This window comes from Rhodospirillales bacterium, assembly GCA_023898785.1.
GTDB lineage: Bacteria > Pseudomonadota > Alphaproteobacteria > Micavibrionales > Micavibrionaceae > TMED27.
The window spans coordinates 1,727,080-1,747,712 of sequence record CP060239.1; the positions used below are offsets into that span (position 1 = coordinate 1,727,080).

The following is a 20,633-nucleotide window of genomic DNA, read 5'->3' on the forward strand; positions in this document are numbered from 1 at the left end:
GTAGCCTAAATACGGGAGCATGCAAAGATGCCTAAAGACGGCGCAAAAGAAAGATTGGGGACAATCACCCGCAAAACGAAGGAAACATCGGTTTCCGTGACGGTCAATCTCGATGGTCGGGGTGTTTATGACGTCTCCACAGGTATTGGATTTTTCGATCATATGCTGGAGCAGCTTTCGAAGCATTCGCTGGTTGACCTTACGATTGCGTGTGAGGGCGATCTGCATATTGACGGGCATCACACCGCCGAAGATGTCGGGATTACGCTGGGTCAAGCGATTAAAGAAGCGGTGGGCGATAAAAAAGGCATTCGTCGTTACGGGCATTTCGATCTGGTGATGGACGAGGCGCGTTCATCCGTCGCGCTGGATTTATCGAACCGGCCTTATCTGGTGTGGGATGTAGAGTTCACCGTGGAGCGGCTGGGGGAAATGGATACGGAGCTGTTTGAAGAGTTTTTCCGGGCGCTGGTGGGTGCGGCTGGGATTACCGTGCATGTGAGCCAATTGGCCGGGACCAATAATCACCATATTATCGAAGCGAGCTTTAAGGCCTTTGCCAAAGCGTTGCGCATGGCGCTGGAGACGGATCCACGCGCGGCGGACGCATTGCCGTCAACTAAAGGCGCTTTGTAGGGGTGGATTTTAGCTTTTTTGCTTGCGAATTACTAATAGTTCTGTTAGTAATTAAAATGCTTAAAAGCTAACAGTTTTAGAATTGGTTGCAGCGCTATGAATCCTTTTAGTTTTGGAAATCCCGTTTCCGATGAATATTATTTGCCGCGTCCGGAATTGAATAGTCTTGTCCGGACCTATCTTGATAATCGCATTCATGTCGTGCTGATGGGTCCGCGGCGTTTTGGTAAAACGTCTTTTGTGCAAAATCTGTTAAGGGGTTTTGAGGATACGCATGTTTGTCTTTTTATGGATATTTTTAATATCACGTCGCATCGTGATTTTTTACAGCAAACTTTAAGAGCGCTGCGGGCGCAGAGTACGTGGGGGCAGCGCTTTAAAGAGTGGGCGGAAACTATTCCCCACCTTCGGCCACGGATTGGGTGGGACGTCTCTGAAAGCGGGCAATATTCTTTTTCTTTATCGGCGGATATTTCTGATGATCGGGATGTTAAAGAAACCATTCAAGATGTGCTTTCGGGAATTTCGTCTCTGGGCGAGCGGGTTGTTTTTGTCATTGATGAATTTCAGCAAATGGCTGAATTGGATGATAATGGATGGTTGGAGGCGACATTGCGTACGAAAATGCAGCAGTTGGGCAATACTGTATTTTTGTTTACGGGTTCGCGTCAGAGTCTTATCCATGACATGTTGAACGATCAGGCGCGGCCTTTTTATCGTTCATGTCAGCAACTCGATTTTCCGGTTTTCGGCGATGAGTTTATTGACTGGATTATAGAGCGCTTTGCCAGTGTGGATGTTGAGTGTGATCGGGACGCTGTTATCTTTTTGCGTGATGAGGTGCAAAATACGCCTAACTATATCCAGATGGCGTGTTTTCATTTGGTGGCTCAGGGTGAGCGGTATATTGGCATGGGCGAGGTTAAAAAGGTTTTGAATACGATTGTCGGTCAGAACTCTTATGCTTATCAAACGCTTTTGGGGTCTTTGACTTTGATGCAGCAGCGCATTTTGCGTTTAGCTGCTATTGAAAGAGAGCAAATTTTTCTTAAAGAAAATCTTGATAAATACGAAGTTACTAGTGGGGCCGCTTTGGCTTCGGCCATTAATGCGCTTAAAAATAAATATATTTTGGATGAAGGTAGCGGCAAAGGGCGGGTTATTTTTGATGATCCTCTTTTTGCAATCTGGCTTCGTAAAGAGTTTTCTTCGGATATTTAGTCGATCATATATTTGATTTCGAGGATTTCGATTTCTTCGATTTGGCCGTCGACACGGACTTTGACGCTGTCGCCGACTTCGTGTTTGAGCAGGGCTTTGCCGACGGGGGAAAGCCAGTTGATTTTATTTTGTGAAAAATCGGCTTCATCAACGCCAACCAGATGGACGGTAATCTTGCTGTCATCCTCGCGGACGTAGGTGACGGTGGCGCCGAAATAGACGCGGGTTAAATTTTGCTGGTCTTTCGGATCGACGATTTTGCAATTGTCGAGTTTCTTTTTGAGATAACGCAGGCGGCGGTCGATTTCGCGCAGGCGTTTTTTGTTATAGATGTAATCGCCGTTTTCGCTGCGGTCGCCATTGCCTGCGGCCCAGGAAACGATTTCGCAGATTTTCGGGCGCTCTGTATGGATGAGATGATCCTGCTCATCGGCCAGAGCTTTATAGCCCGCAGGAGTCATGTAATGAATATCTTCGCTCATTTTAGATTTTGCGTTTTCTTAAGGCGTCGCCGTGGGCGGGGAAGCCTTCGTAATCGGTCAGGGTGATGACAGAGTTTTTGATGGCTTCAAAACCTTCGTGTGTGCATTTCGACAATGACGTGCGTTTGAGAAAGTCCCAAACGGAGGTGCAGGAATAGGTATGGGCCCAGCCGCCGGTGGGCAGGACGTGATTGACGCCGGTGGCGTAATTGCCAAGTGAAAAGGCAGTGTATTCACCGATGAGGATTTCGCCAGCGTGCGTTAGTCTGTGCAGGGCGCTGTCAGGATCAGCGATTTTAAGCAGCAAGTGTTCGGGGGCGTAGGTATTGGCGATCTCAATGGATTGGCTCAGATTTTCGGTGAGGATAATGCCGCCATAGCCGCGCTCATTTCCGTCTTGGCCCATAACTTTTGTACAAATGGTTTTGTGTGGCTCGGGTAATTCAGCGATTCTGGACGGTAAATTTTGCTGCACAAATTTTGCAAGTTTTTCATCATGCGTCACTAGAAGTGCGGCGCTGTCTTCGCCATGTTCGCCTTCATTGAGAATATCCCAGCAGGTGTTTTCGGGATCGGCGGTCTCGTCAGCCAGTACGATGGATTCAGAAGGCCCTGCCGGCATACCCGGGTCCATGATAACGGAGCAGACGCGCTTGGCGGCGGCGACATAAGGTGAACCGGGGCCGAGGACTTTTTTGACCTGCGGGATTGTTTGCGTGCCATAGGCCAGTGCGGCAATGGCCTGGGCGCCGCCGCATTTATAGACATTTTTGATGCCACATAATTTAGCTGTGTAGAGTGTGGCAGCATCGGTGGTGCCTTCGGGGGTAGGTGGGGAAACGATGGCAACATTTTTAACGCCCGCAATGACGGCGGGAATGGCTAGCATATAGAGCGCGGAAGGGAAGGCACCCTTGCCGCGCGGGACATACAAGCCGACGGATTCAATAGCGTTGATTTGCTCACCGGCAAAAACGCCGGGCTCAATTTCGACCATCCAGCTGCGGTCTTTTTCAGCGCGGCGCATCTGTTCTTCGTGGAATTTTTGGACGTTGCGTATGCCGTGGGCGATTGCGGCTTTAAGGTCTTCATCCAAGGCATTTTCGGCGGCAGCGAATTCTTCGGCGGTGGATTTGAGATTGGTGATTTCAGCTTTATCGAATTTTTTGGCATAGTCAATCAGGGCCGTGTCACCGCGCGCTTTTACGTCTTTAATGATTGGTTCGACGATGGCGATCATGTCATCGATGTCGGCTTGAGAGCGGCGCATGATACCTGCTTTTGTGGTCTCATCGATTTCGTTCCAGCGATAAAAGTTAATGCTCATTACTTTACTATTTTTTGCTTAGCCATTGACAAAGCAGACATATATATCGAAAACCTTCTCATGTCCAAGGAAACCATTGTCATTATCGATTATGGATCGGGTAATTTGCGCAGCGCGGCCAAGGCGTTTGAGCACGTGATTGCTAATGAGGCGATTGATGCTGAAGTACAAGTGTCGGGGCGCGCCGAAGATGTGTTGCGGGCCGATCGCGTTGTGCTGCCGGGTCAAGGGGCGTTTGGCGATTGTATGAATAATCTTAATAGCACCGAGGGGATAGCCGAGGCGCTTGAACAACGCGTGCAAAAAGATGGTAAGCCGTTTCTGGGGATTTGCGTCGGGATGCAGCTGCTCGCGACTCGGGGGCTGGAGCACGGTGTGCATGCGGGGTTGAACTGGGTGCCGGGACAGGTTGTTCCTCTGGCTGAACGGATTAACGATCCGGCCTTAAAAATTCCGCATATGGGATGGAATCAACTGATGCTACCACATTCGGGCGAACAAGATAACCGGCACTTTGTGCTGCGCAGCACAGAAAGTTCTAGCCAAGGTGGCGATCATTACTATTTTGTTCATTCTTTTATGTTTGAATGTGAGTATAACCATCACGTTTTAGGACTGGTTGATTATGGCGGATTGTTTCCCGCTGTCGTGGGCCGGGATAATGTAGTTGGGGTACAATTCCATCCGGAAAAAAGCCAGAGCGCTGGGTTGCGCATGATTAGCGATTTTATCGGCTGGAACCCGTAAAACGTTTTTAGGAGTGGAGGTCTACATGAGCGATCAAACAAAATTGAAGCCTTTGGCCCCTGTGCCGACTGTGGAAGTTATCGAGTCGCTGGGTACAGCGGATCTCAACGATCTATGCGATGCCACTGATGCGGCGATTGAAGGCGGCGGTGGATTTGGCTGGGTGCATTTGCCGGCCCGCGATATGATGGAGCGGTATTGGCAAGGCGTGCTCGCCATGCCAGCGCGGATCTTGCTGGCGGCGCGGCTCGACGGGGTGATTTGTGGAACCTGCCAGTTGTGGAAGCCGCCTGCTCATAATGAGGCTCAGGCCCATATTGTGACGTTGACGACAAATTTTGTGGCGCCGTGGGCGCGCGGGCATGGTTTGGCCAAGATGCTGGTTGAAAAGGCTGAAGAGGTTGCGCGCGCGGAAGGTTTCGCGGTGATTAATCTCGAGGTTCGCGAAACGATGAGCCGGGCAATCGAAATTTATGAGGCGCTGGGTTATGTGCGCTTTGGCATGCATCCTTATTCCGTGCGGTTGCCCGATCAAATTCTCAAGGGTTATTATTATTATAAGGTGATTGATCCAAGCGTGGTTGAGCAGCAGAGTTAGTTCCGGAAGTTTTTATAAAGTTCAAAAAAGGGGTTGATTTGAATTTGCCCTTTGCATAAGTTCGCGATCAGAACGAAATGCTATTGAATATAACGGTTTAGAACAGTCATGAAATCAAATGCTTTGCGCGGGGATTTTTCCTTGGCTAATATCGCGCCTACCCTTGAACAATTAATGTCATGGAAAGAACAGGGGTTTAAGAAAATTGTTCTATTTGGCCGCCTTCAGCCTCCTCATCGCGGTCACAGGGCCTTGATGGAAACGTTGCGTCATTCCGGTTTGGACGTCAATCTGGTGTTGAATGATAAAACGGATAGTGTTGAAGGGGATCGTAACCCTTTTAACCCGCATCAACGAGATGAAATGGCCCGCATTTCGATGCCGTGGCTTCCTGCTGAAAATATCAGGCATGCGCAAGTTTATCTGGGTGCTGGCGGTGATGTCGGGGATGCAGTGCGCCGGTTAACAGGTATTTTCAATTCCATAGCGCTGCCGGATAAGCTTGTATTTGCTTATTTTGAAAAAGATGAGGACCGTAAGGACTATCTGGTCGATGGAAAGAACATAAAAGGAGTTCACTATGTGGAGCTGGTTGGGCAGCCGCGTGGGTTGTTTCCCATTCAACGCATCACACAAGAGATGATTGATGCTGTTTCGGAATATCAGCCGATTGATGCCAAGATGTTTCGTGAAGGCGTTCGCGAGCAAGATGATATTTGCTATGAGTTGCTCGACCCCCCTGTCGCAGAGTATATAAAAGAACAGATGGAGTTGGCTGAGCGCAATGGCCGCCTAGTCGGGGATGACCCTTCGGGAGACAAGGTTACGCTGGAGGATTTGCGAAGAGAGAACGGTACAGCGCCGCGCGAATCTACTTTCGAACTGGTTTTAGAGGGTGTGAGCTGACAACTCTTTCACGAAAACACCAGCTTCTGTAGACAAGCCCAACGATAAGTGAGCATCGATATAGAGCGGACAATTTAAGTCCTGCTTTGTAGGGAGTTTGTTTGTCATGACAGGAAGTCTGGCCAGGGTGATATGAGGACTATAAGCTTCTGAGGGCGTAAGGTTTTCGAGATGGTGAGCGGCAAGTTTTTTAGCACACCGAAGTTGCAAAGCGATCAAATCTGGATGAGGTTGAATTTTGTACTCAGCAATAAATTTTCCAGTATTAACGAGCTTACCGGGTCTTATATTAAACTTCTCGATAATTACTTTAATAGTGCTTATGGATTCATTTGATAAAAAGTCATTATAAGCGGTGACAGCATTTTCGAGAGTGGCAGCTTTAAATTGGCATAAGGTAATATGGGGCAGTCCTTCGGGTCCAAGAATATATTCATCCTGATCTTCAAGAAAATAGAGTCTTGAGATATGGACCATGGTTGTTTGCAAAGTATGGTCTGAAGGTAAAAGTGCTATGTTGTATCGTTGCAGCTTCATACGTCTTTTAAAAAATATCCTAAACCGGACAATATAGAATATTATTTAGTACACCGGTCCGGTCGGACGGTCTAGAATTATGTTTGCTTTGGTGCGGCTGCCCAGTCAAATCCTTTGACTGAGCGCTGCCGATGTCTTGTTTCAGTGTTTGAAGCGTTGTCTTTAGATGTTCAGATCGCTGAGGGTGTCTTTTAGTTTATATTCTTGGTAATTTTTGGCGAAACCATGCAGATGACCCAGGTAGTGTCCGCTTTTATATGGTTTTGTTCTGTTTATAACAGCAGATCTTACAGATTCATCGGAGTCTATAGCGAGGTTGTTTTGCGCATCGGGGTCTGTTAAAGAGTCATTATTCACAAGCGCAATTCTGGTTTTGGCCCAAGGGCTTTTAGATAAATTATGCTGTGCATCTTCGTTGGTCAGAGAGATGTTTCCAGCCAATGGGGCTGTGATGTCTTGACGATCGCTTTTACTTAGGTTGAGTTGTGCTTGTTGGCTTGTCAGATTTATGTTGCCTGCGATCAAAGCCTGTACGCTCGGGAACGGGCTTTTGGATAGCTCGATCTGGGCGTCTTCATCGATCGGACTTTTACGTCCAGCCAGTACCAGTTGAATGTCTTCATCCGGGTTTGTTGCAAGGTTGAGTTGTGCCTCTTTGCTGTTAGCATATGGATTTTGTGCCAATGCGATTTTGGTTGCTTTTATATATTGTGCGTTTGTGCGCCGGTTTTTGTCCTCCTGTGTAATGAGGGGTAACATTTCAAATTTGTATCCGTTGTTATGGTCGTGGCTTGCAGTATTGAAGTTTGCTGTTTTTGAGGAGTTTTTTCCTGTTTCCAGAACGATTTCATTGTTGTTTTCGAGGGCTAAAGTGTTTGATTTAGAATTTGTTGACGGGGCCGCTTCTGGAAAGCCTAAACGTGACAAGTGTACTTGCACGTCATCTGTTAGGCCCGGCAAGGCGGCGAGAAAGGATTTGTGCTTTAGTCTTTCGTGGGTTGCCAGATTCATTTGCGCTTCAGGGAAATGAGAGAGGGTCTTGCTCTTTGCAAGGGCGCAGACGACTTTATAGCTGGGGTGTTCCAATAAAATATTGATTAAAGTGGCGGTTGCTTTTGGTTTTTCCTTATAAGTTTCTTCCAGACGGCCAATGACCGGCTGTAGCGTTTCTAAGGAAGCGTTGTGAACTTTTTTCTTCGCGTCATCAAATACAAGAGTTGAAAGCCTAGAATTTGACATTTTTAGTCCCTATTTCTTTAAATTCTGTAAAACTGTGTGGGATGATAGCTGTATTTTTATGTAAAGTCAAGCTTTTTGGTGTCTTTTGTTATTGTGAAGGTCTCTTGTACGAGGCTGGCGTTTTCTTTATATCTTTTCCTCATGATAATTTATCCTGCGATTGATTTGAAAGGTGGCAAGTGTGTGCGTCTTGTGCAAGGTGACATGACGCGTGACACGGTTTATAACGAAGATCCGGTGGGGCAGGCGCTCGAGTGGGCGCAGACGGGGTTTAGCTGGTTACATATTGTTGATCTGGATGGCGCTATTGAAGGCGTGCCGAAAAATCATTGTGCGGTGCGGGCGATTTTGGAGATGGTCGATATTCCGGTGCAGCTTGGTGGCGGTATTCGCAATCGCGGGCAGATTGAGCACTGGATTGAAGCAGGCGTAAGCCGGGTGATTTTGGGCACGGCCGCTGTGCGCGATCCTGAACTCGTAAAATGGGCGTGCCGGAAATTTCCGGGCCAGATCGCCGTGGGGATTGATGCTCTTGACGGTGAGGTGATGGTTGATGGCTGGATCGATGGTTCCAACATTCAGGCCAGCGAATTGGCCGCGCATTTTGAAGATGCGGGCGTGGCGGCGATTATATATACCGATATTGATCGTGACGGGACGGGTAAAGGCGTGAATGTTGAAGCAACCTGCGCGCTGGCGGAGAGCACGTCTATTCCGGTGATTGCTTCGGGTGGAGTGGGCTCGATTGCCGATATTTATGCGGTGAATGAGGCCAGTAAGACGCATGGCCTCAACGGTGTAGTTGTCGGGAAGGCTTTGTATGATAAGCGCGTCGATCCGGAAGAAGCGCTGGCGGTTTTGTCTTCTTAATTTTAATTAACATATTTATGTTTTTCGTTATAACGCCGCGTGTAATTGTTGCGGAGAATTGAGTATGTCTGGGAAATATACAAGTGTGTTTGATGCTTTTCTTGCTGAGGTGTTAGGAGGAGCTTCTTGTGAAGAGAAGCTTGCATTTATGGCGGCGTTTCATAAAGCACAAGAAGCAATGAACTTAAAGGATGGGTTGGAACAAAATCATCTTAAGAATCCAAATATAGCTTTGGCGCTTACAAGAAATTCGGGGCTGGCTGCTTTTGAAGGATTCTCTCAAGCTGTCGCAGGCATAGCAGTGGCGCCTACGGTAAAAGAAAATGGCTTAACTTATATCGTTGTTGAAGATACTGCTCCAAAAGTTCCAATGAGCTAGATTTGTATATTGCGCGCACGGAGTTAAACCTTTAAGCCTTTCTCTATGTTAAAAACCCGCATTATTCCCTGTCTGGATATTGATCAAGGCCGCGTCGTCAAGGGCGTGAATTTTGTCGATATTGTCGATGCCGGTGATCCGGTCGAGCAAGCCAAGATTTATAATGAGCAGGGCGCCGATGAGTTGTGCTTTCTTGATATTACGGCGACGCATGAGGGCCGTGATACAATCATTCATATGGTGGAGCATGTTGCCAATGAGGTTTTCATGCCGATGACGGTGGGTGGCGGGATTAGCAAGATTTTGCATATTCGTAATCTATTGAGTGCCGGCGCGGATAAGGTTTCGATTAATTCGGCGGCTGTGAAAAACCCCGATTTTGTACGTGCAGCGGCGGAAAAATGCGGGTCGCAGGCGATTGTCGTGGCAATTGATGCCAAAGAGAAAGAAGATGGTAGCGAAGGCTGGGAAATCTTTACGCATGGTGGGCGCAAGGGCACGGGCATCGATGCGGTTGAATGGGCGGTCAAGATGGCCGAGTACGGCGCGGGGGAAATTCTGCTGACCTCGATGGATCGTGACGGGACGAAGATCGGATTTAATCTTGAGTTGACGCGTGCGGTTTCCGATGCGGTTCCGATACCGGTTATTGCTTCGGGCGGGGTTGGGAATTTGCAGCATCTGGTCGATGGTGTTAAAGAGGGGCATGCAAGTGCGGTCTTGGCGGCTTCGATTTTTCATTTTGGGGAATATACGATTGCGCAGGCCAAGCAGGCTATGGCTGAGGCGGGTATAGGCGTTCGATTATAGGTTATGGGTTTTAGATTATGAGTGCGCATATTTTAGAAAAGCTGTATGCGGTTTTGCAGGAACGGAAAAAAGCCGATCCTGAAAGTTCTTATGTGGCTTCACTGTATGATAAGGGCAGTGTGAAAATTTCCGAGAAAATTCGTGAAGAGGCCGAGGAGACAATTGTTGAAGGGCTGCGGTTGGAGAAATCATCAGGCGATGAGGCAATCCGTCAGGCTTTAACCAATGAATCGGCGGATCTGGTGTTTCATTTGCTGGTGCTTTTGTCGTATCATAATATCGCGCCGGAAGATGTTTTTGCGGTGCTGGAGCGGCGTTTCGGGATTTCCGGGCACGAGGAAAAGGCGAGCCGCGGGCATTAGGAATTTATAATACTTGACATGGACATTTGAGCCCACTATTAATTAGATTATGAAAATAAAAACTTTGAGTGTTATGTTTACCGGGATGCTTTTGAGTGCTGCGTGTGCGACGGGCCCGGAAGCAGGTCGTTCGGGTGCGCCAGTTGTTCCGAGCGATAATACGCCGACGCAGCAAGGCCCCCCCTCCAAATATCCGGATACCACGTGGTGTGAGGGTGCCTGGCTTACAGACAATCGATGTATTGTTTGATTATGTGGTTTTCGGCATGTTATTGTCATCTAGCAGGATAATCGTCGGGTTGTGCCCGCGCGCTTTTTCTTTTTCGATTTCGCAATAAGAACAGATGATTACCAGATCACCGGCCTGGACAAGGCGGGCGGCGGCACCGTTGATACCAATTACGCCTGAACCGCGCTGTCCTTCAATGGCATAGGTGGTAAAGCGCTCGCCGTTATTGATGTTCAGGACATCAACTTGCTCGTAAGGGTTAATTTCACCGACATTCATCAACTCCGGATCAATCGTTATCGAGCCTTCGTAATGCAAATCGCTTTGTGTGACGGTGGCGCGGTGGAGTTTTGATTTGAGCATTCTCAGCAACATGTGTTTTATATAGTGCGAGTTTTTATTGAAGGGAAGGATTTTTATAATGAATTATGACAATCAAAATATTTTTGCTAAAATTCTGCGCGGGGAGATTCCTTGCGACAAGGTGTATGAGGATGAGTATGCGTTGGCTTTTAAGGACATTGATCCAAAAGCGCCTGTGCATATTCTTATCATACCGACCGGTCGGTATGTTTCAATTGATGATTTTGGAAAGCGGGCAAGCGTGGAGGAAGTCGCCGGATTTTTTGCAGCCGTAGCCAAAATCGTAAATGAGCAGGGCTTGAACAAAAACGGTTTTCGCTCGATTGCCAATACGGGGGTCGATGGCGGGCAGGAAGTGCCACATTTCCACCTGCATATTCTGGGCGGCGGCCCGGTTGGTCCTATGGTGAGTAAGGCAGGTTAATCGTAGTTTAGCCCGGCTGCGGTAAAAACATCGTAGCATCCATTTTAGGTGCCGGTGTTGGAACGGCTGTTGCTACACTAGTACCTTGTTGTACGGCTGTCGTTCCGCTACTTACCGGGTCCGGGTAATAGTCGGCCAGAAGAGCGTCTCCCCATTCCGATTGTAATAAGCCCCCGTCGCCGGTGAATCCGATAAAATCTGTAATAAAGGCCGTGTGATCCTGAATAAAAGAAACCCAGGCTGCCGCCGTCGGGTGGGCAGCCAGGTTATGAATGATCGGGAAAAAGATAGGATCCAGAAGAATTTGCCATGTCACAGCAGCGGCAACGCCGATTGTGGCAAGCTTGGCAGCGCCCCCAAAAACTTTTGACAGCATACCTTTTTCTTTTTTGTCTTTTTCCATTTTTTAGATTCCCAATCAAAAAAGCACTTGATTTAATAATGAGAATGATTATCAATTGCTCATGTTGAGTCAATAGCAAATGAGAGTCATTCTTATTTAATTTGTATCAGAAGGCTTTTCAGAAAATTTATGAGTAATTTTTTAACATTTGAGGAATTAACCTATGTCTTTAAGAGATTGTTTTGGCGGTGCGTTGCTTGCCAGCCTTTCCGTATTGCCAACCTTTCAGGCGCAGGCCGATCCGATTATTGAACATCCGCATGGCGCGTATACAATTAATGGTAAAAAGCGTCTTCCGGTCGATTGCGGAGAATATACGCGGTATCTGGACGATAGCATTTATGTGTCCTGCGAGGCGGGGCGTCAGGCCGATCCAAATAATGAAAAGAAATGTACGGATGATCCCGATCTTACGAACGTGTCTGATGCGGATAAACGTAAAAGCCTTGAGTCTTCTTTGAAGGAATATACGATTCACTTGGCCCGCGTTCATGGCGAGTGCGTTCCTAGTTATACGGCTAACATCAATTCTAACCTGAGAAATATTCCCCCCCACTATCGGGACAATACGCAGTGTGTTTTTACCGAGGTTCTCAAGGGTTGTATGGATGCCGGATTTCAGATTCCCCGGCGTTAGGGGCGCTATTGAATGTCTGCATCTGTGGAATCGGTGTCTTTACCCCATATATTGGCCAGGATTGTTGATAATCCTGAAATGCAGCGCAGGTGGAAACAGCATTATATAACGCGCAAAACGGATAATCCCGGATCAAAAGCAGCGTGGGAATTGCTGGGTTTAGGTAAGGATTCTGAAGTTTGGGCCGATAAGTTTTGTCAACATCCGCAGTTGCTGCGTTTTACCCGTGAAGTGATCGAGATTGAGCGCGGAGCGGCGCGTTCACGTCTTAGAAATCCTTTAGCACAGCAGGATTCCGAACTTATCCAAAAACGCGCCGGGCTGGATCAACTGGCCGGGTATTTATCTTCAATCTTACCCGAAGAAGAGGTGCCGCCGGTTAAATATTTATCCGAAGACCAACAACGATATTTAAAAATGCTGGAGCGGGAAACCGCTCAACCCATGGCACAACCAATAAGACGTAGTGCGCAAAGCACGGCAAGATTTAGCGCGCATATGTGGGAGGAAATCAAAGACCATAAGATGGCGTTGACTTTATCTGCGCCGGTGGCTGCTTATATGACGTGGCTGACTTTTAACGGCAAACTGAATGTTGGAGCGACAAAACTTTCCGTGGAAGAAGCCGCCGCGACCGGGATGGATGCAACAATGTTTTTGCCTGGTGGCGGTCAGCCTAAGGAAATCAAAAAAGATTATAGCCTTGTTGATCCGAATTATACGGGTGGCTGTCACCCTCATAATCTTGTGAAAATGATTGCGCCAGATTTTGTCGCAGATGCGGCACTTTCTGTCGGTTTGGATAAAGTCCTGTCGCAGGAAAGTTGTATGACGATCAATAAAGCGGCGCTTGCGACGCATGGTGTCCTTAATGATTACCGCGAATACGCGGTGAATAAGGGTTACGTTAATATGGGCAAGGGTGTTGATGTCTCCATGATTATCAAACCCGGTACACCGGCAGCCGACACTTTTGTTAAGGCGATTGAAACAAGTCAGGACCAGGTGGCGGCTGTCGCTATCGGTGAAAATTTTGCGCTGCACGCTGCCATACCTTCAGTAACATATGGGGAAGGACTGACGGCAGTTCTTGCAATGTTTGCAGCTAGCGCTGTTTATAAAAAAAGTAAAATCAGAAAAGCCTGGGGCAGGGCTACACGTCCAGTTAAAGAGCTATTCAGGCAAGAGACCGAATTGATGTCTTTTGGAATGCGTCAGGCTGTGAAACCTGTGACGCAGAGGATCAGTTATGGAGCACAATCTATTAAGGAATTTATGGCAGAGACTGCTGTTTGTTATGCACCGGGATTAACTGTCAACTTTTGTCGTTTTGCTGAAAAGCGCAGTATCAAAAAAGCCAGAATTGCCGCGTTTAAATCTTATGCGGAGCACAAGGACGATCAAAAATCTTTTTGGAAAAGTGTTGGTGATTTTGCAGTGCGCAGTAGCCGAAAGAATTTCCTGGGCTGGGCCGGGTTTATTGCTGGCGCAGCGCATGTTGCCCAAGAGAGTGACTATATTTTTACTCTGGCGAAGGGGTTGAATGCTGAAGCAGCATGGATGGGTATTGGCGGGATGGTCGGGGGTAATACGGTCCATAAGCTTCATAAATATTTTACACGGAAGGCCCATTTTGAAAGGGCAACGGAAGGTGTCGGTGAAGAGTTAAAAGCTTTTGCGTTTCCAGAAAATACGATGCTTGATCAGGCCGGTTACAATATTCCGAAATTGCAGCGAAAAAAAACGGATATTCCGCTTACCCTTGTGGGAAGCGGTGTTGTAACGGCCGTAAGCGCTGTGGATTTTTATTGTACCGGGGGGCACAATTTTGCGACCGTTGCGGGTCATGCTGTTACATGGGGGCCGTGGTTGGCGATTAATCCGATTGAAGATACGACCGTGCATGGTTTTTTGGGGGCAAGTGGGTATGCTTTGGGTGCAGGGACGGGCGCAACAGTAGCATTAAGTTTCGGAACTGCTGAAGGCGTGTATCGTGTTGGTGAAGTTTTTTACAAAGCGGGGACGGGTGTTATTAATCAGAAAATACAAATAGAACCCAAAGGCAATGTTGTTTTATTACAGGACAGACCGCGTAAAGTAGAGACACCCCTCCCTGTCGTTGATGCTAAAAATCAAACGGGCCTTCATCTCTGAAAGCCCGTTTTTTGGAGGTTAATGAAACTTTTATGATGCGTTCATGGTTCCCGGGAATGGGATGACATTGTCGTTATAAATTGTTGTCGTGGGCGCATATGTTTCTGCAAGTTCTGCGCCTTCGTCCATCAAGTCTATGAATGTATCGGCGATCAGGACTTGCGCATGGGCTTGCAGCGCGAATGTTTCGCAAATTTTAGCCAGTTCTTCATTGTGCGCGTTTAAGAGCGTGGCGTTGATTTCCAGCAGTTCGGCGAGAGTCTCAAGGTCTTCGGGGATTTGTTCCAGCGTATCGAAGACCAGATTATCATCGAGGGTTTTGGATTCGGCATTGCGCACCCAGATTTCAGCGTAATCGGAAATGATGCGTTCACATTCCAGTTTCAGGATCGCCATATTGGGGCTGTGGTTTTGGAAATGCGCGGCGATCTTGTGCGCCCCCAGCGCGATGCTTAGCAGTGCGGAATCTGGTTGGTAATCGCTCAGGATTTCGTGCAGGCCATATTGCATATCGGGCGTGAATGATTCCTGTCCGTCCAGGATGCCTTGAACAATCATCGGGATTTGCAGCGTATTTGTCAGTTTGGCCAGCTCTTTTTCACTCAACATTGTCTTTGTCCTTCTTTTGGTGCGCGCTTTATTTTTTCATTTCTGCGCGGCTTGTATCCTTGTGTTTAACGGGTAAAGGTAAACAAGTTCTTAACGGCCATTTCTTTTTTATCCCCATATGCTATAAAGCGCAGAGAAACAGGTATTTTCATCGGTTTGTGAAATCTGTGGACATACGTGTAGAAGGGGAAAAGGACATGGTTGCGCGGGTTAACACGGTTGCTTTTCAGGGGATTGATGTACAGCCGGTGGATGTGCAGGTGCAGATCTCAAACGGGCTGCCTGCGTTCACGATTGTTGGCTTGCCGGATAAGGCTGTGGCGGAAAGCAAGGAGCGGGTTCGCGCGGCGCTTCATGCGCTAGGAATTGCTTTGCCGCCCAAGCGCTTGACGGTGAATATGGCGCCGGCGGATCTGGCAAAGGAGGGCAGCCATTTTGATCTTCCCATTGCGCTGGGACTGTTGGCCGCGATGGAAATAATTCCGAAAGAAGAATTGGCTGAATTTTTAGTGCTTGGTGAGTTATCACTAGATGCCTCTATTCGTTCGGTAACTGGTGTACTTCCGGCAGCAATGCACGCGGCTGGAAACGATAACAAGTTGATTTGTCCCTCAAGCTGCGGCGGTGAGGCCGCATGGGTGGGGAACCTTGATATTTTAGCACCAAAAGATTTATTGCAACTGATTAATCACATTAAAGGGACGCAGGTGATGGGGCAGCCCGAAGCGCGGCTTACAAGCGATGGTAGCTGTGCAGGGCCGGACCTGGCAGATGTGAAGGGGCAGGAGACGGCGAAACGGGCGCTCGAGATAACGGCGGCTGGCGGGCATAATTTGCTAATGATCGGTCCGCCGGGCTCCGGTAAATCGATGCTGGCTTCTTGTTTGCCGGGAATTTTACCGCCGCTGTCCCCGCGCGAGGCTTTGGAAGTTTCGATGATTCATTCGTTGGCGGGGTCTTTGCCTGATGGCGGATTGTTACAGCAACGCCCGTTTCGTGATCCGCATCATTCGGCTTCGCTGCCCGCGCTTATTGGCGGGGGGCAACGGGTGAAGCCGGGGGAGATTTCTCTGGCGCATAACGGGGTGCTATTTCTTGATGAGTTGCCGGAATTTTCACGTGGGACGTTAGAAGCGTTGCGTCAGCCTTTGGAAACGAATGAAGCGCTGGTGGCGCGGGCCAATGCGCATGTGCGTTATCCGGCGAAGTTTCAATTGGTTGCGGCGATGAATCCGTGCCGGTGCGGACATTTGGGCGATCCTGATCTTGAGTGCACGAAAGCGCCGCGCTGCGCGAGTGATTATCAGGCGAAAATTTCCGGGCCGATGCTGGACCGGATGGATTTACATGTGGATGTTTCTGCGGTGACGCTCTCGGATTTGAATGCTTCGGGAGGTGAGCGTTCGGAGACAGTCGCTGCGCGGGTTGCAGCGGCGCAGGAATTGCAGCATCAGCGGTTTCAGGCGTTGGGCGTTGAAGGGACTCTGAATGCGTATGCGGATGGGGCGGTTCTTGAGAAAATTGCGGTTTTAAGTCCTGAGGCGAAGGTTTTGCTGGATAAAGCGATGGAAACATCGAAGCTTTCCGCGCGGGGATATTACAGGATTTTACGCGTTTCACGGACAATTGCGGATTTAAGTGCAGTTGATTTTGGGCAAGCATTTGAGAATATTGAAAAAATTCATGTTGCTGAGGCATTGAGTTACCGCCGCGCGGTTTTGGTATAATTTTTAGCTTAACTGTTTGTTATATATACATAAAACATATTTATTTGCATAAGCTTGGTATATTTATTAGAGTGGGACACGGGTAGAAAAGGCTGGTGAGCCTATAAATTGCTGTTTTTTCAGCGTTTTGATAAGACAAAATTAAGAAATAAAAGATAAAATTTTATATATAATAATCCAAGTAGGGTGTGACGTGAGTATTACTGGTCCAAATGGTTATAATGCAGATAGCTTCCAATTGAAGGGAACATTCGGTTGGAATCCCGATCAGCGGACGGTTATGGATGTGACGGGATCGGCGCTTGATGCTTCTTTTTCCGGTGGGCCGGCGCAGACGGCTCTTACACAATTCACCGGCCAAAATTATCTTAAAGACATGCCAATGGCAGTGAATAAAGCCGGGCAGAATGTTAGTGCGAACATGGTATCGGCTACAGGTGCGGCGGTTGATCTTGGACAAGTTGAAAACCGTATTGGCGTTGTGGAGCAAGCTGTGACCAATATGCAGCAACCTTTTCGGCAAGCGTTTGATGTGGGTGCGGAAAAGCTTGGTTTTGATCGTGCGTCTGTCGGGGCGAGTTTTGAGCCGGGTCCCGCGACGCAAATGATTGATGTTCTTGCCGATGCGGCTGGTATGAAAGCTGGTATTCCGGCAGCCAAAGCGGTAACGACCGCAATGAATGTTGCCGATGCCGTTAGTAGCGCCAAGACAATTGTCGGAAAGTTGTCACCAAAGAATGAAGCAAAAATTGCAGATATGGCGCGGACGTTGCTGACGCCCAAAATAGATCCTATGACAGGTAAAGAAATCGGAGCGCCCGCTATTCCTAATTCCCTGAATACACAAAGTTTGGTCTCTATGAAACCGCATGAGCTGGTTGATACGATGAAGCAAATCATGTTGCCGCCTTCAGAGCACCCTGAAATGAAACAGCTTTTGGCCCTCAAAAGTGAGTTGTCTATGGATGTCGGTGTTCATGAAGGGCAGAGAAATACAAACGAAGCGGCCTTAGCGATGGCTGAAGAGGCTGGTTTTTCTTTAGAGGATCTGACGATAGATGAGGCGGATATTGTTCTGAATGTAGCGGAGGCACAGGATTTTAAAGATCAGGCTGCCGGTGTTCAGGGCTTTTTAAATGACGGTTTTGCAGGCATGGTCAGCCAAGGCGAGATTCAGGTTTCACCTGAAATGGCGGCATATGCGTTAAAAGCTGGTGGTATGTCATCTGAACGGGAAAAGCCATCTATTGGTCAGGACCGGGAAGATGAGCTGGTGCGGCTTGCTCAAGCAGCGGCGCAGTATGATAGCAAGCCCATGATGGGCGCATAATTCCTGCTATAGTTTTTTTTCTTCATTGGTTATAACATATACAGGGCTCAATCGCTTTGAGTGTGAGGTTTTGTATGTGTCGATTTTTGATTCTCCTTATGTTTTTTACGTTCACTGGCTGGTCCGGATTGGCGCTGGCGGCGGGTGATGCTTGTGAAAAAGCGCGTAGCTCGGCGGATGTGATGAAATGTTTGACGCGCCAGCTTGATGTGGCGCAAGAGACGTTGAATAGCGTGTTTGACGATTTGAGCATGCAAAATTCCGGAGAGGATCTGGTTGAAATTAAAGATATTCAAGCTGACTGGTTGAGTTATCGCGAGCGTGAATGTGCGTTGGAGATAGCCGGTCTGGAAACGGAGTCTCTTAAACGGCTTGAAAATTTGCGGTGTCTGAACCGGTTGACGCAGGCGCGCATTGAGGCGTTACGAAGAAGCTTAAATACTCAGGATGATTTTGAAATTCTTGGAGAGGCTGCTGCGTCTCCGCGCTGGATGAACGCTTTGGCCAATGACCATCCGGATGTGTTTTGGGCGTATGGTGCGCAAATTGAGGGTGATTTGGATTGTGATGGTGAGAACGAACATATTATGAGCGGTTTGCGGTCTTCCGAAGATTTTATGGAGGTTTTTCCCGTTGTTTCTATTTCAGAGAGTCCGCTTACCGGGCGGCCTAAGAGCACGGTTATAGGGTTGGGGTTTGATGATGAGTCTGATAATGTTGACGAGGAGCGCGTACGTTGCGGGTTTGTTGTCGGGCTTTCGTTTGCGCAACCACCGGATGAGGCGCAGTTGCCAGAGGATAAAGGTGGTGAGGGGCAAGTTTCGGATGCCGGTGCGTCGTCTGCGGCGTGTATAAATCGTCTGACAATTACAGCCAAGGCTTGTGAGCAGAGCCGTACGTTGTATTGGACCGGGAATGAATACGCCTTTGCCGAATAAAATTTTAAAATCTTTATGCGTGTTTTGCGCATCTTCATCTGAGGTTCATCAGAAATATATAGATTTGGCCGCAGATTTGGGAACAATGTTGGCGCAGGCGCGTATTTGTCTTGTTTATGGCGGGGCACAGGGCGGGTTAATGGGAGCGGCGGCTAATGCGGCTCTTGCGGCTGGTGGTGAGGTGATTGGGGTAATTCCTGAAGTGCTTTTCGGGCAGGAGCGTGCACATCAAGGACTAACGAAGCTCTATATAATGCGCGATATGCATGAGCGTCAGCAGAAAATGGCGGCGTTGGCTGACGGGTTTGTGGTCTTGCCGGGCGGACTTGGTACTTTAGCGGAATTCTTTGAGATTTTGACGTGGAAACAGATTGGTTTGTATGATAAGCCGATCATATTGGTTAATATTGATGGATTTTGGGATTCTTTGATAGAAACCATGGGTAATTGCCAGCAGCAGGGTTTTTTGCATGGTGATTTTCTGGATTTGGTTCGAATTTGCAATGATTTACACACAATAAGGACTTTTTTTGTATTTGAGTAATATATTTTACTTTTGTTGAATGAGTTGGCTTGTTAGAGTTTGTTTGGATGCATTATTGAGTAGAAATTAATACACCGTGCAATATTCACATTCAAAAGATAAGGCAAATGACTTTGCGAGCGAAGCTCTGGAGCGTATTCACTCCGGGGGTTTGTCACCTGTGCCGCAAACTTTTGAGCTTTGGTATGTTTACTATGCCGGATGTGATCCAGATGTTGTGCGCTCGATTGATGTGCTTGTGGCGAAGGAAGAACCTATTACCGATGAGCAATGCGCGGAGTTGCATCAGCGATTTTTGAGCGATACTAAAGAAAATGAGAGGGTGCGTCAGGCTGGTGACCAAATTCAGGAGACTATCAGGGGCGTTAAAAGCAGTGTTAGCGAAATTAAGAACGTTACACATGAATATAGTGAGGTTTTGCAGGATGCTGCGGGTTCGTTAGGTCCTGATACCACGCCGGAGGAAGTTCGCGAGAAACTTCAGTCTGTACTTGATAATACGTCGAACGTTCTTGAGCATAACCAAAAGCTAGAGCAAAAGCTGGAACGTAGCGCGCTGGTGATGCAGGAATTGCAGCGTGATCTGGAAGTTGTACGCCAGCAAGCTTTGACCGATAGCCTAACCAATTTGTCAAACCGTAAGGCTTTTGATAGCGAAATTGTCCGGATTGCTGAAGAAGCTAAGGCTGATGGACAGACGTTTTCATTGATTCTGATGGATATTGATCATTTTAAAGCATTCAACGATAATTATGGACACCAGGTTGGGGATCAGGTTTTGCGGCTTGTTGCACAGACATTGATTGATGGCGTTAAAGGGCGCGATGTTGCAGCCCGTTATGGTGGAGAAGAGTTTGCAATTCTTTTACCGCAAACGAATTTGACAGGCGGAATAAAGGTTGCCGATTCTCTGCGAAGCGTTGTGCAGGGTAAGGAATTGATTAACCGTAATTCCGGTGAGACATTGGGGCGGGTTACTTTGTCCGGCGGTGTGGCACAATATGTTACTGGCGAGCCATTGGAGAACCTGATTGAGCGTGCAGATTCAGCGCTTTATACGGCCAAGCATAATGGGCGCAACCAAATTGCCGCCGCGCCTGCACCGGGGCAGAAGAAATAAGTTAGAAGATTTGTAATTGCTTGCATCTTTATGATGGAATC

General features: G+C 47.9%; 24 protein-coding genes. 17 read left to right on the plus strand and 7 right to left on the minus strand.

What is annotated here, in order from left to right; genetic code table 11:
• The first annotated feature begins 27 nt into the window (after window positions 1-27).
• A complete protein-coding gene (hisB, locus tag H6859_08715) occupies window positions 28-636 on the plus strand; it encodes an imidazoleglycerol-phosphate dehydratase HisB (GenBank protein ID USO05223.1) in 609 nt (202 codons plus the stop codon).
• Window positions 637-732: 96 nt separating this feature from the next.
• The gene (locus H6859_08720; protein USO05224.1) at window positions 733-1,857 is read left to right on the plus strand and encodes an ATP-binding protein; all 1,125 of its coding nucleotides are present in this window, start codon (window positions 733-735) and stop codon (window positions 1,855-1,857) included.
• On the opposite strand, the gene greB is transcribed toward H6859_08720, so the two are convergent.
• Window positions 1,854-2,339, minus strand: coding sequence for a transcription elongation factor GreB (greB, locus tag H6859_08725; GenBank protein ID USO05225.1), 486 nt, complete (start codon window positions 2,337-2,339; stop codon window positions 1,854-1,856). The two genes, H6859_08720 and greB, sit on opposite strands and share 4 nt — an antisense overlap.
• A gap of 1 nt (window position 2,340) precedes the next feature.
• Window positions 2,341-3,666 (minus strand): histidinol dehydrogenase, encoded by a 1,326-nt coding sequence (hisD, locus tag H6859_08730; protein USO05226.1) that lies wholly within the window; start codon window positions 3,664-3,666, stop codon window positions 2,341-2,343.
• A gap of 60 nt (window positions 3,667-3,726) precedes the next feature.
• Here hisD and hisH point away from each other — a divergent pair, with 60 nt between their 5' ends.
• The 3 genes from hisH to H6859_08745 all read left to right on the plus strand — a co-directional run bounded on the left by hisH (window position 3,727) and on the right by H6859_08745 (window position 5,917).
• Complete coding sequence (gene hisH, locus H6859_08735) at window positions 3,727-4,413, plus strand: imidazole glycerol phosphate synthase subunit HisH (protein USO05227.1); 687 nt, start codon at window positions 3,727-3,729, stop codon at window positions 4,411-4,413.
• A 25-nt stretch (window positions 4,414-4,438) separates the two neighbouring features.
• Window positions 4,439-5,011, plus strand: a complete 573-nt coding sequence (locus tag H6859_08740; GenBank protein USO05228.1) for a GNAT family N-acetyltransferase — start codon at window positions 4,439-4,441, stop codon at window positions 5,009-5,011.
• A gap of 108 nt (window positions 5,012-5,119) precedes the next feature.
• On the plus strand, window positions 5,120-5,917 hold the full coding sequence (locus H6859_08745) for a hypothetical protein (protein USO05229.1): 798 nt from the start codon (window positions 5,120-5,122) through the stop codon (window positions 5,915-5,917).
• On the opposite strand, the gene H6859_08750 is transcribed toward H6859_08745, so the two are convergent.
• Window positions 5,900-6,454, minus strand: coding sequence for a hypothetical protein (locus H6859_08750; GenBank protein ID USO05230.1), 555 nt, complete (start codon window positions 6,452-6,454; stop codon window positions 5,900-5,902). The two genes, H6859_08745 and H6859_08750, sit on opposite strands and share 18 nt — an antisense overlap.
• Window positions 6,455-6,616: 162 nt before the next feature.
• On the minus strand, window positions 6,617-7,693 hold the full coding sequence (locus tag H6859_08755) for a hypothetical protein (protein USO05231.1): 1,077 nt from the start codon (window positions 7,691-7,693) through the stop codon (window positions 6,617-6,619).
• Window positions 7,694-7,834: 141 nt separating this feature from the next.
• On the opposite strand from H6859_08755, the gene hisA reads away from it, so the two are divergent.
• The 4 genes from hisA to H6859_08775 all read left to right on the plus strand — a co-directional run bounded on the left by hisA (window position 7,835) and on the right by H6859_08775 (window position 10,114).
• Window positions 7,835-8,563, plus strand: coding sequence for a 1-(5-phosphoribosyl)-5-[(5-phosphoribosylamino)methylideneamino]imidazole-4-carboxamide isomerase (hisA, locus tag H6859_08760; GenBank protein USO05232.1), 729 nt, complete (start codon window positions 7,835-7,837; stop codon window positions 8,561-8,563).
• Between the two features lie 64 nt (window positions 8,564-8,627).
• Window positions 8,628-8,942 carry a hypothetical protein gene (locus H6859_08765; GenBank protein USO05233.1) on the plus strand — a complete coding sequence of 105 codons (315 nt, stop codon included), beginning with the start codon at window positions 8,628-8,630 and terminating at the stop codon, window positions 8,940-8,942.
• A 45-nt stretch (window positions 8,943-8,987) separates the two neighbouring features.
• Window positions 8,988-9,752 carry an imidazole glycerol phosphate synthase subunit HisF gene (hisF, locus tag H6859_08770; protein ID USO05234.1) on the plus strand — a complete coding sequence of 255 codons (765 nt, stop codon included), beginning with the start codon at window positions 8,988-8,990 and terminating at the stop codon, window positions 9,750-9,752.
• A gap of 17 nt (window positions 9,753-9,769) precedes the next feature.
• Window positions 9,770-10,114 carry a phosphoribosyl-ATP diphosphatase gene (locus tag H6859_08775; protein ID USO05235.1) on the plus strand — a complete coding sequence of 115 codons (345 nt, stop codon included), beginning with the start codon at window positions 9,770-9,772 and terminating at the stop codon, window positions 10,112-10,114.
• A 250-nt stretch (window positions 10,115-10,364) separates the two neighbouring features.
• Here H6859_08775 and H6859_08780 read toward each other — a convergent pair whose 3' ends face one another.
• Window positions 10,365-10,718 carry an aspartate 1-decarboxylase gene (locus tag H6859_08780; protein USO05236.1) on the minus strand — a complete coding sequence of 118 codons (354 nt, stop codon included), beginning with the start codon at window positions 10,716-10,718 and terminating at the stop codon, window positions 10,365-10,367.
• Between the two features lie 46 nt (window positions 10,719-10,764).
• Here H6859_08780 and H6859_08785 point away from each other — a divergent pair, with 46 nt between their 5' ends.
• Window positions 10,765-11,130 carry a histidine triad nucleotide-binding protein gene (locus H6859_08785; protein USO05237.1) on the plus strand — a complete coding sequence of 122 codons (366 nt, stop codon included), beginning with the start codon at window positions 10,765-10,767 and terminating at the stop codon, window positions 11,128-11,130.
• A gap of 7 nt (window positions 11,131-11,137) precedes the next feature.
• Here H6859_08785 and H6859_08790 read toward each other — a convergent pair whose 3' ends face one another.
• On the minus strand, window positions 11,138-11,533 hold the full coding sequence (locus H6859_08790) for a hypothetical protein (protein USO05238.1): 396 nt from the start codon (window positions 11,531-11,533) through the stop codon (window positions 11,138-11,140).
• A 163-nt stretch (window positions 11,534-11,696) separates the two neighbouring features.
• Between H6859_08790 and H6859_08795 the strand changes: the two genes are divergently transcribed.
• Window positions 11,697-12,170 (plus strand): hypothetical protein, encoded by a 474-nt coding sequence (locus tag H6859_08795; GenBank protein ID USO05239.1) that lies wholly within the window; start codon window positions 11,697-11,699, stop codon window positions 12,168-12,170.
• A gap of 12 nt (window positions 12,171-12,182) precedes the next feature.
• Entirely contained in the window at window positions 12,183-14,324 is a 2,142-nt protein-coding gene (locus tag H6859_08800; protein USO05240.1) for a hypothetical protein, read from the plus strand.
• Between the two features lie 30 nt (window positions 14,325-14,354).
• On the opposite strand, the gene H6859_08805 is transcribed toward H6859_08800, so the two are convergent.
• Complete coding sequence (locus tag H6859_08805) at window positions 14,355-14,933, minus strand: hypothetical protein (protein ID USO05241.1); 579 nt, start codon at window positions 14,931-14,933, stop codon at window positions 14,355-14,357.
• Window positions 14,934-15,130: 197 nt separating this feature from the next.
• Between H6859_08805 and H6859_08810 the strand changes: the two genes are divergently transcribed.
• The 5 genes from H6859_08810 to H6859_08830 all read left to right on the plus strand — a co-directional run bounded on the left by H6859_08810 (window position 15,131) and on the right by H6859_08830 (window position 20,592).
• The gene (locus H6859_08810) at window positions 15,131-16,660 is read left to right on the plus strand and encodes a YifB family Mg chelatase-like AAA ATPase (GenBank protein ID USO05242.1); all 1,530 of its coding nucleotides are present in this window, start codon (window positions 15,131-15,133) and stop codon (window positions 16,658-16,660) included.
• 193 nt (window positions 16,661-16,853) lie between these two features.
• The gene (locus tag H6859_08815; GenBank protein USO05243.1) at window positions 16,854-17,990 is read left to right on the plus strand and encodes a hypothetical protein; all 1,137 of its coding nucleotides are present in this window, start codon (window positions 16,854-16,856) and stop codon (window positions 17,988-17,990) included.
• 98 nt (window positions 17,991-18,088) lie between these two features.
• Complete coding sequence (locus H6859_08820) at window positions 18,089-18,928, plus strand: DUF1311 domain-containing protein (GenBank protein ID USO05244.1); 840 nt, start codon at window positions 18,089-18,091, stop codon at window positions 18,926-18,928.
• Window positions 18,906-19,472, plus strand: a complete 567-nt coding sequence (locus H6859_08825; GenBank protein USO05245.1) for a TIGR00730 family Rossman fold protein — start codon at window positions 18,906-18,908, stop codon at window positions 19,470-19,472. The genes H6859_08820 and H6859_08825 overlap by 23 nt, the downstream gene beginning before the upstream one ends.
• Window positions 19,473-19,548: 76 nt before the next feature.
• Window positions 19,549-20,592, plus strand: a complete 1,044-nt coding sequence (locus tag H6859_08830) for a GGDEF domain-containing protein (protein ID USO05246.1) — start codon at window positions 19,549-19,551, stop codon at window positions 20,590-20,592.
• Window positions 20,593-20,633 lie beyond the last annotated feature (41 nt).

Bases quoted from the DNA above. Each gene is read 5' to 3' on its own strand.
- H6859_08810 (USO05242.1), top strand. From the start codon at position 15,131: ATGGTTGCGCGGGTTAACACGGTTGCTTTTCAGGGGATTGATGTACAG.
- H6859_08795 (USO05239.1), top strand. From the start codon at position 11,697: ATGTCTTTAAGAGATTGTTTTGGCGGTGCGTTGCTTGCCAGCCTTTCC.
- H6859_08720 (USO05224.1), top strand. From the start codon at position 733: ATGAATCCTTTTAGTTTTGGAAATCCCGTTTCCGATGAATATTATTTG.
- H6859_08800 (USO05240.1), top strand. From the start codon at position 12,183: ATGTCTGCATCTGTGGAATCGGTGTCTTTACCCCATATATTGGCCAGG.
- H6859_08785 (USO05237.1), top strand. From the start codon at position 10,765: ATGAATTATGACAATCAAAATATTTTTGCTAAAATTCTGCGCGGGGAG.
- H6859_08745 (USO05229.1), top strand. From the start codon at position 5,120: ATGAAATCAAATGCTTTGCGCGGGGATTTTTCCTTGGCTAATATCGCG.
- hisH (USO05227.1), top strand. From the start codon at position 3,727: ATGTCCAAGGAAACCATTGTCATTATCGATTATGGATCGGGTAATTTG.
- H6859_08755 (USO05231.1), bottom strand. From the start codon at position 7,693: ATGTCAAATTCTAGGCTTTCAACTCTTGTATTTGATGACGCGAAGAAA.
- hisB (USO05223.1), top strand. From the start codon at position 28: ATGCCTAAAGACGGCGCAAAAGAAAGATTGGGGACAATCACCCGCAAA.
- H6859_08790 (USO05238.1), bottom strand. From the start codon at position 11,533: ATGGAAAAAGACAAAAAAGAAAAAGGTATGCTGTCAAAAGTTTTTGGG.
- greB (USO05225.1), bottom strand. From the start codon at position 2,339: ATGAGCGAAGATATTCATTACATGACTCCTGCGGGCTATAAAGCTCTG.
- H6859_08820 (USO05244.1), top strand. From the start codon at position 18,089: ATGTTTTTTACGTTCACTGGCTGGTCCGGATTGGCGCTGGCGGCGGGT.
- H6859_08780 (USO05236.1), bottom strand. From the start codon at position 10,718: ATGTTGCTGAGAATGCTCAAATCAAAACTCCACCGCGCCACCGTCACA.
- H6859_08740 (USO05228.1), top strand. From the start codon at position 4,439: ATGAGCGATCAAACAAAATTGAAGCCTTTGGCCCCTGTGCCGACTGTG.
- H6859_08750 (USO05230.1), bottom strand. From the start codon at position 6,454: ATGAAGCTGCAACGATACAACATAGCACTTTTACCTTCAGACCATACT.
- H6859_08775 (USO05235.1), top strand. From the start codon at position 9,770: ATGAGTGCGCATATTTTAGAAAAGCTGTATGCGGTTTTGCAGGAACGG.
- H6859_08765 (USO05233.1), top strand. From the start codon at position 8,628: ATGTCTGGGAAATATACAAGTGTGTTTGATGCTTTTCTTGCTGAGGTG.
- hisA (USO05232.1), top strand. From the start codon at position 7,835: ATGATAATTTATCCTGCGATTGATTTGAAAGGTGGCAAGTGTGTGCGT.
- H6859_08825 (USO05245.1), top strand. From the start codon at position 18,906: ATGAATACGCCTTTGCCGAATAAAATTTTAAAATCTTTATGCGTGTTT.
- H6859_08805 (USO05241.1), bottom strand. From the start codon at position 14,933: ATGTTGAGTGAAAAAGAGCTGGCCAAACTGACAAATACGCTGCAAATC.
- hisD (USO05226.1), bottom strand. From the start codon at position 3,666: ATGAGCATTAACTTTTATCGCTGGAACGAAATCGATGAGACCACAAAA.
- hisF (USO05234.1), top strand. From the start codon at position 8,988: ATGTTAAAAACCCGCATTATTCCCTGTCTGGATATTGATCAAGGCCGC.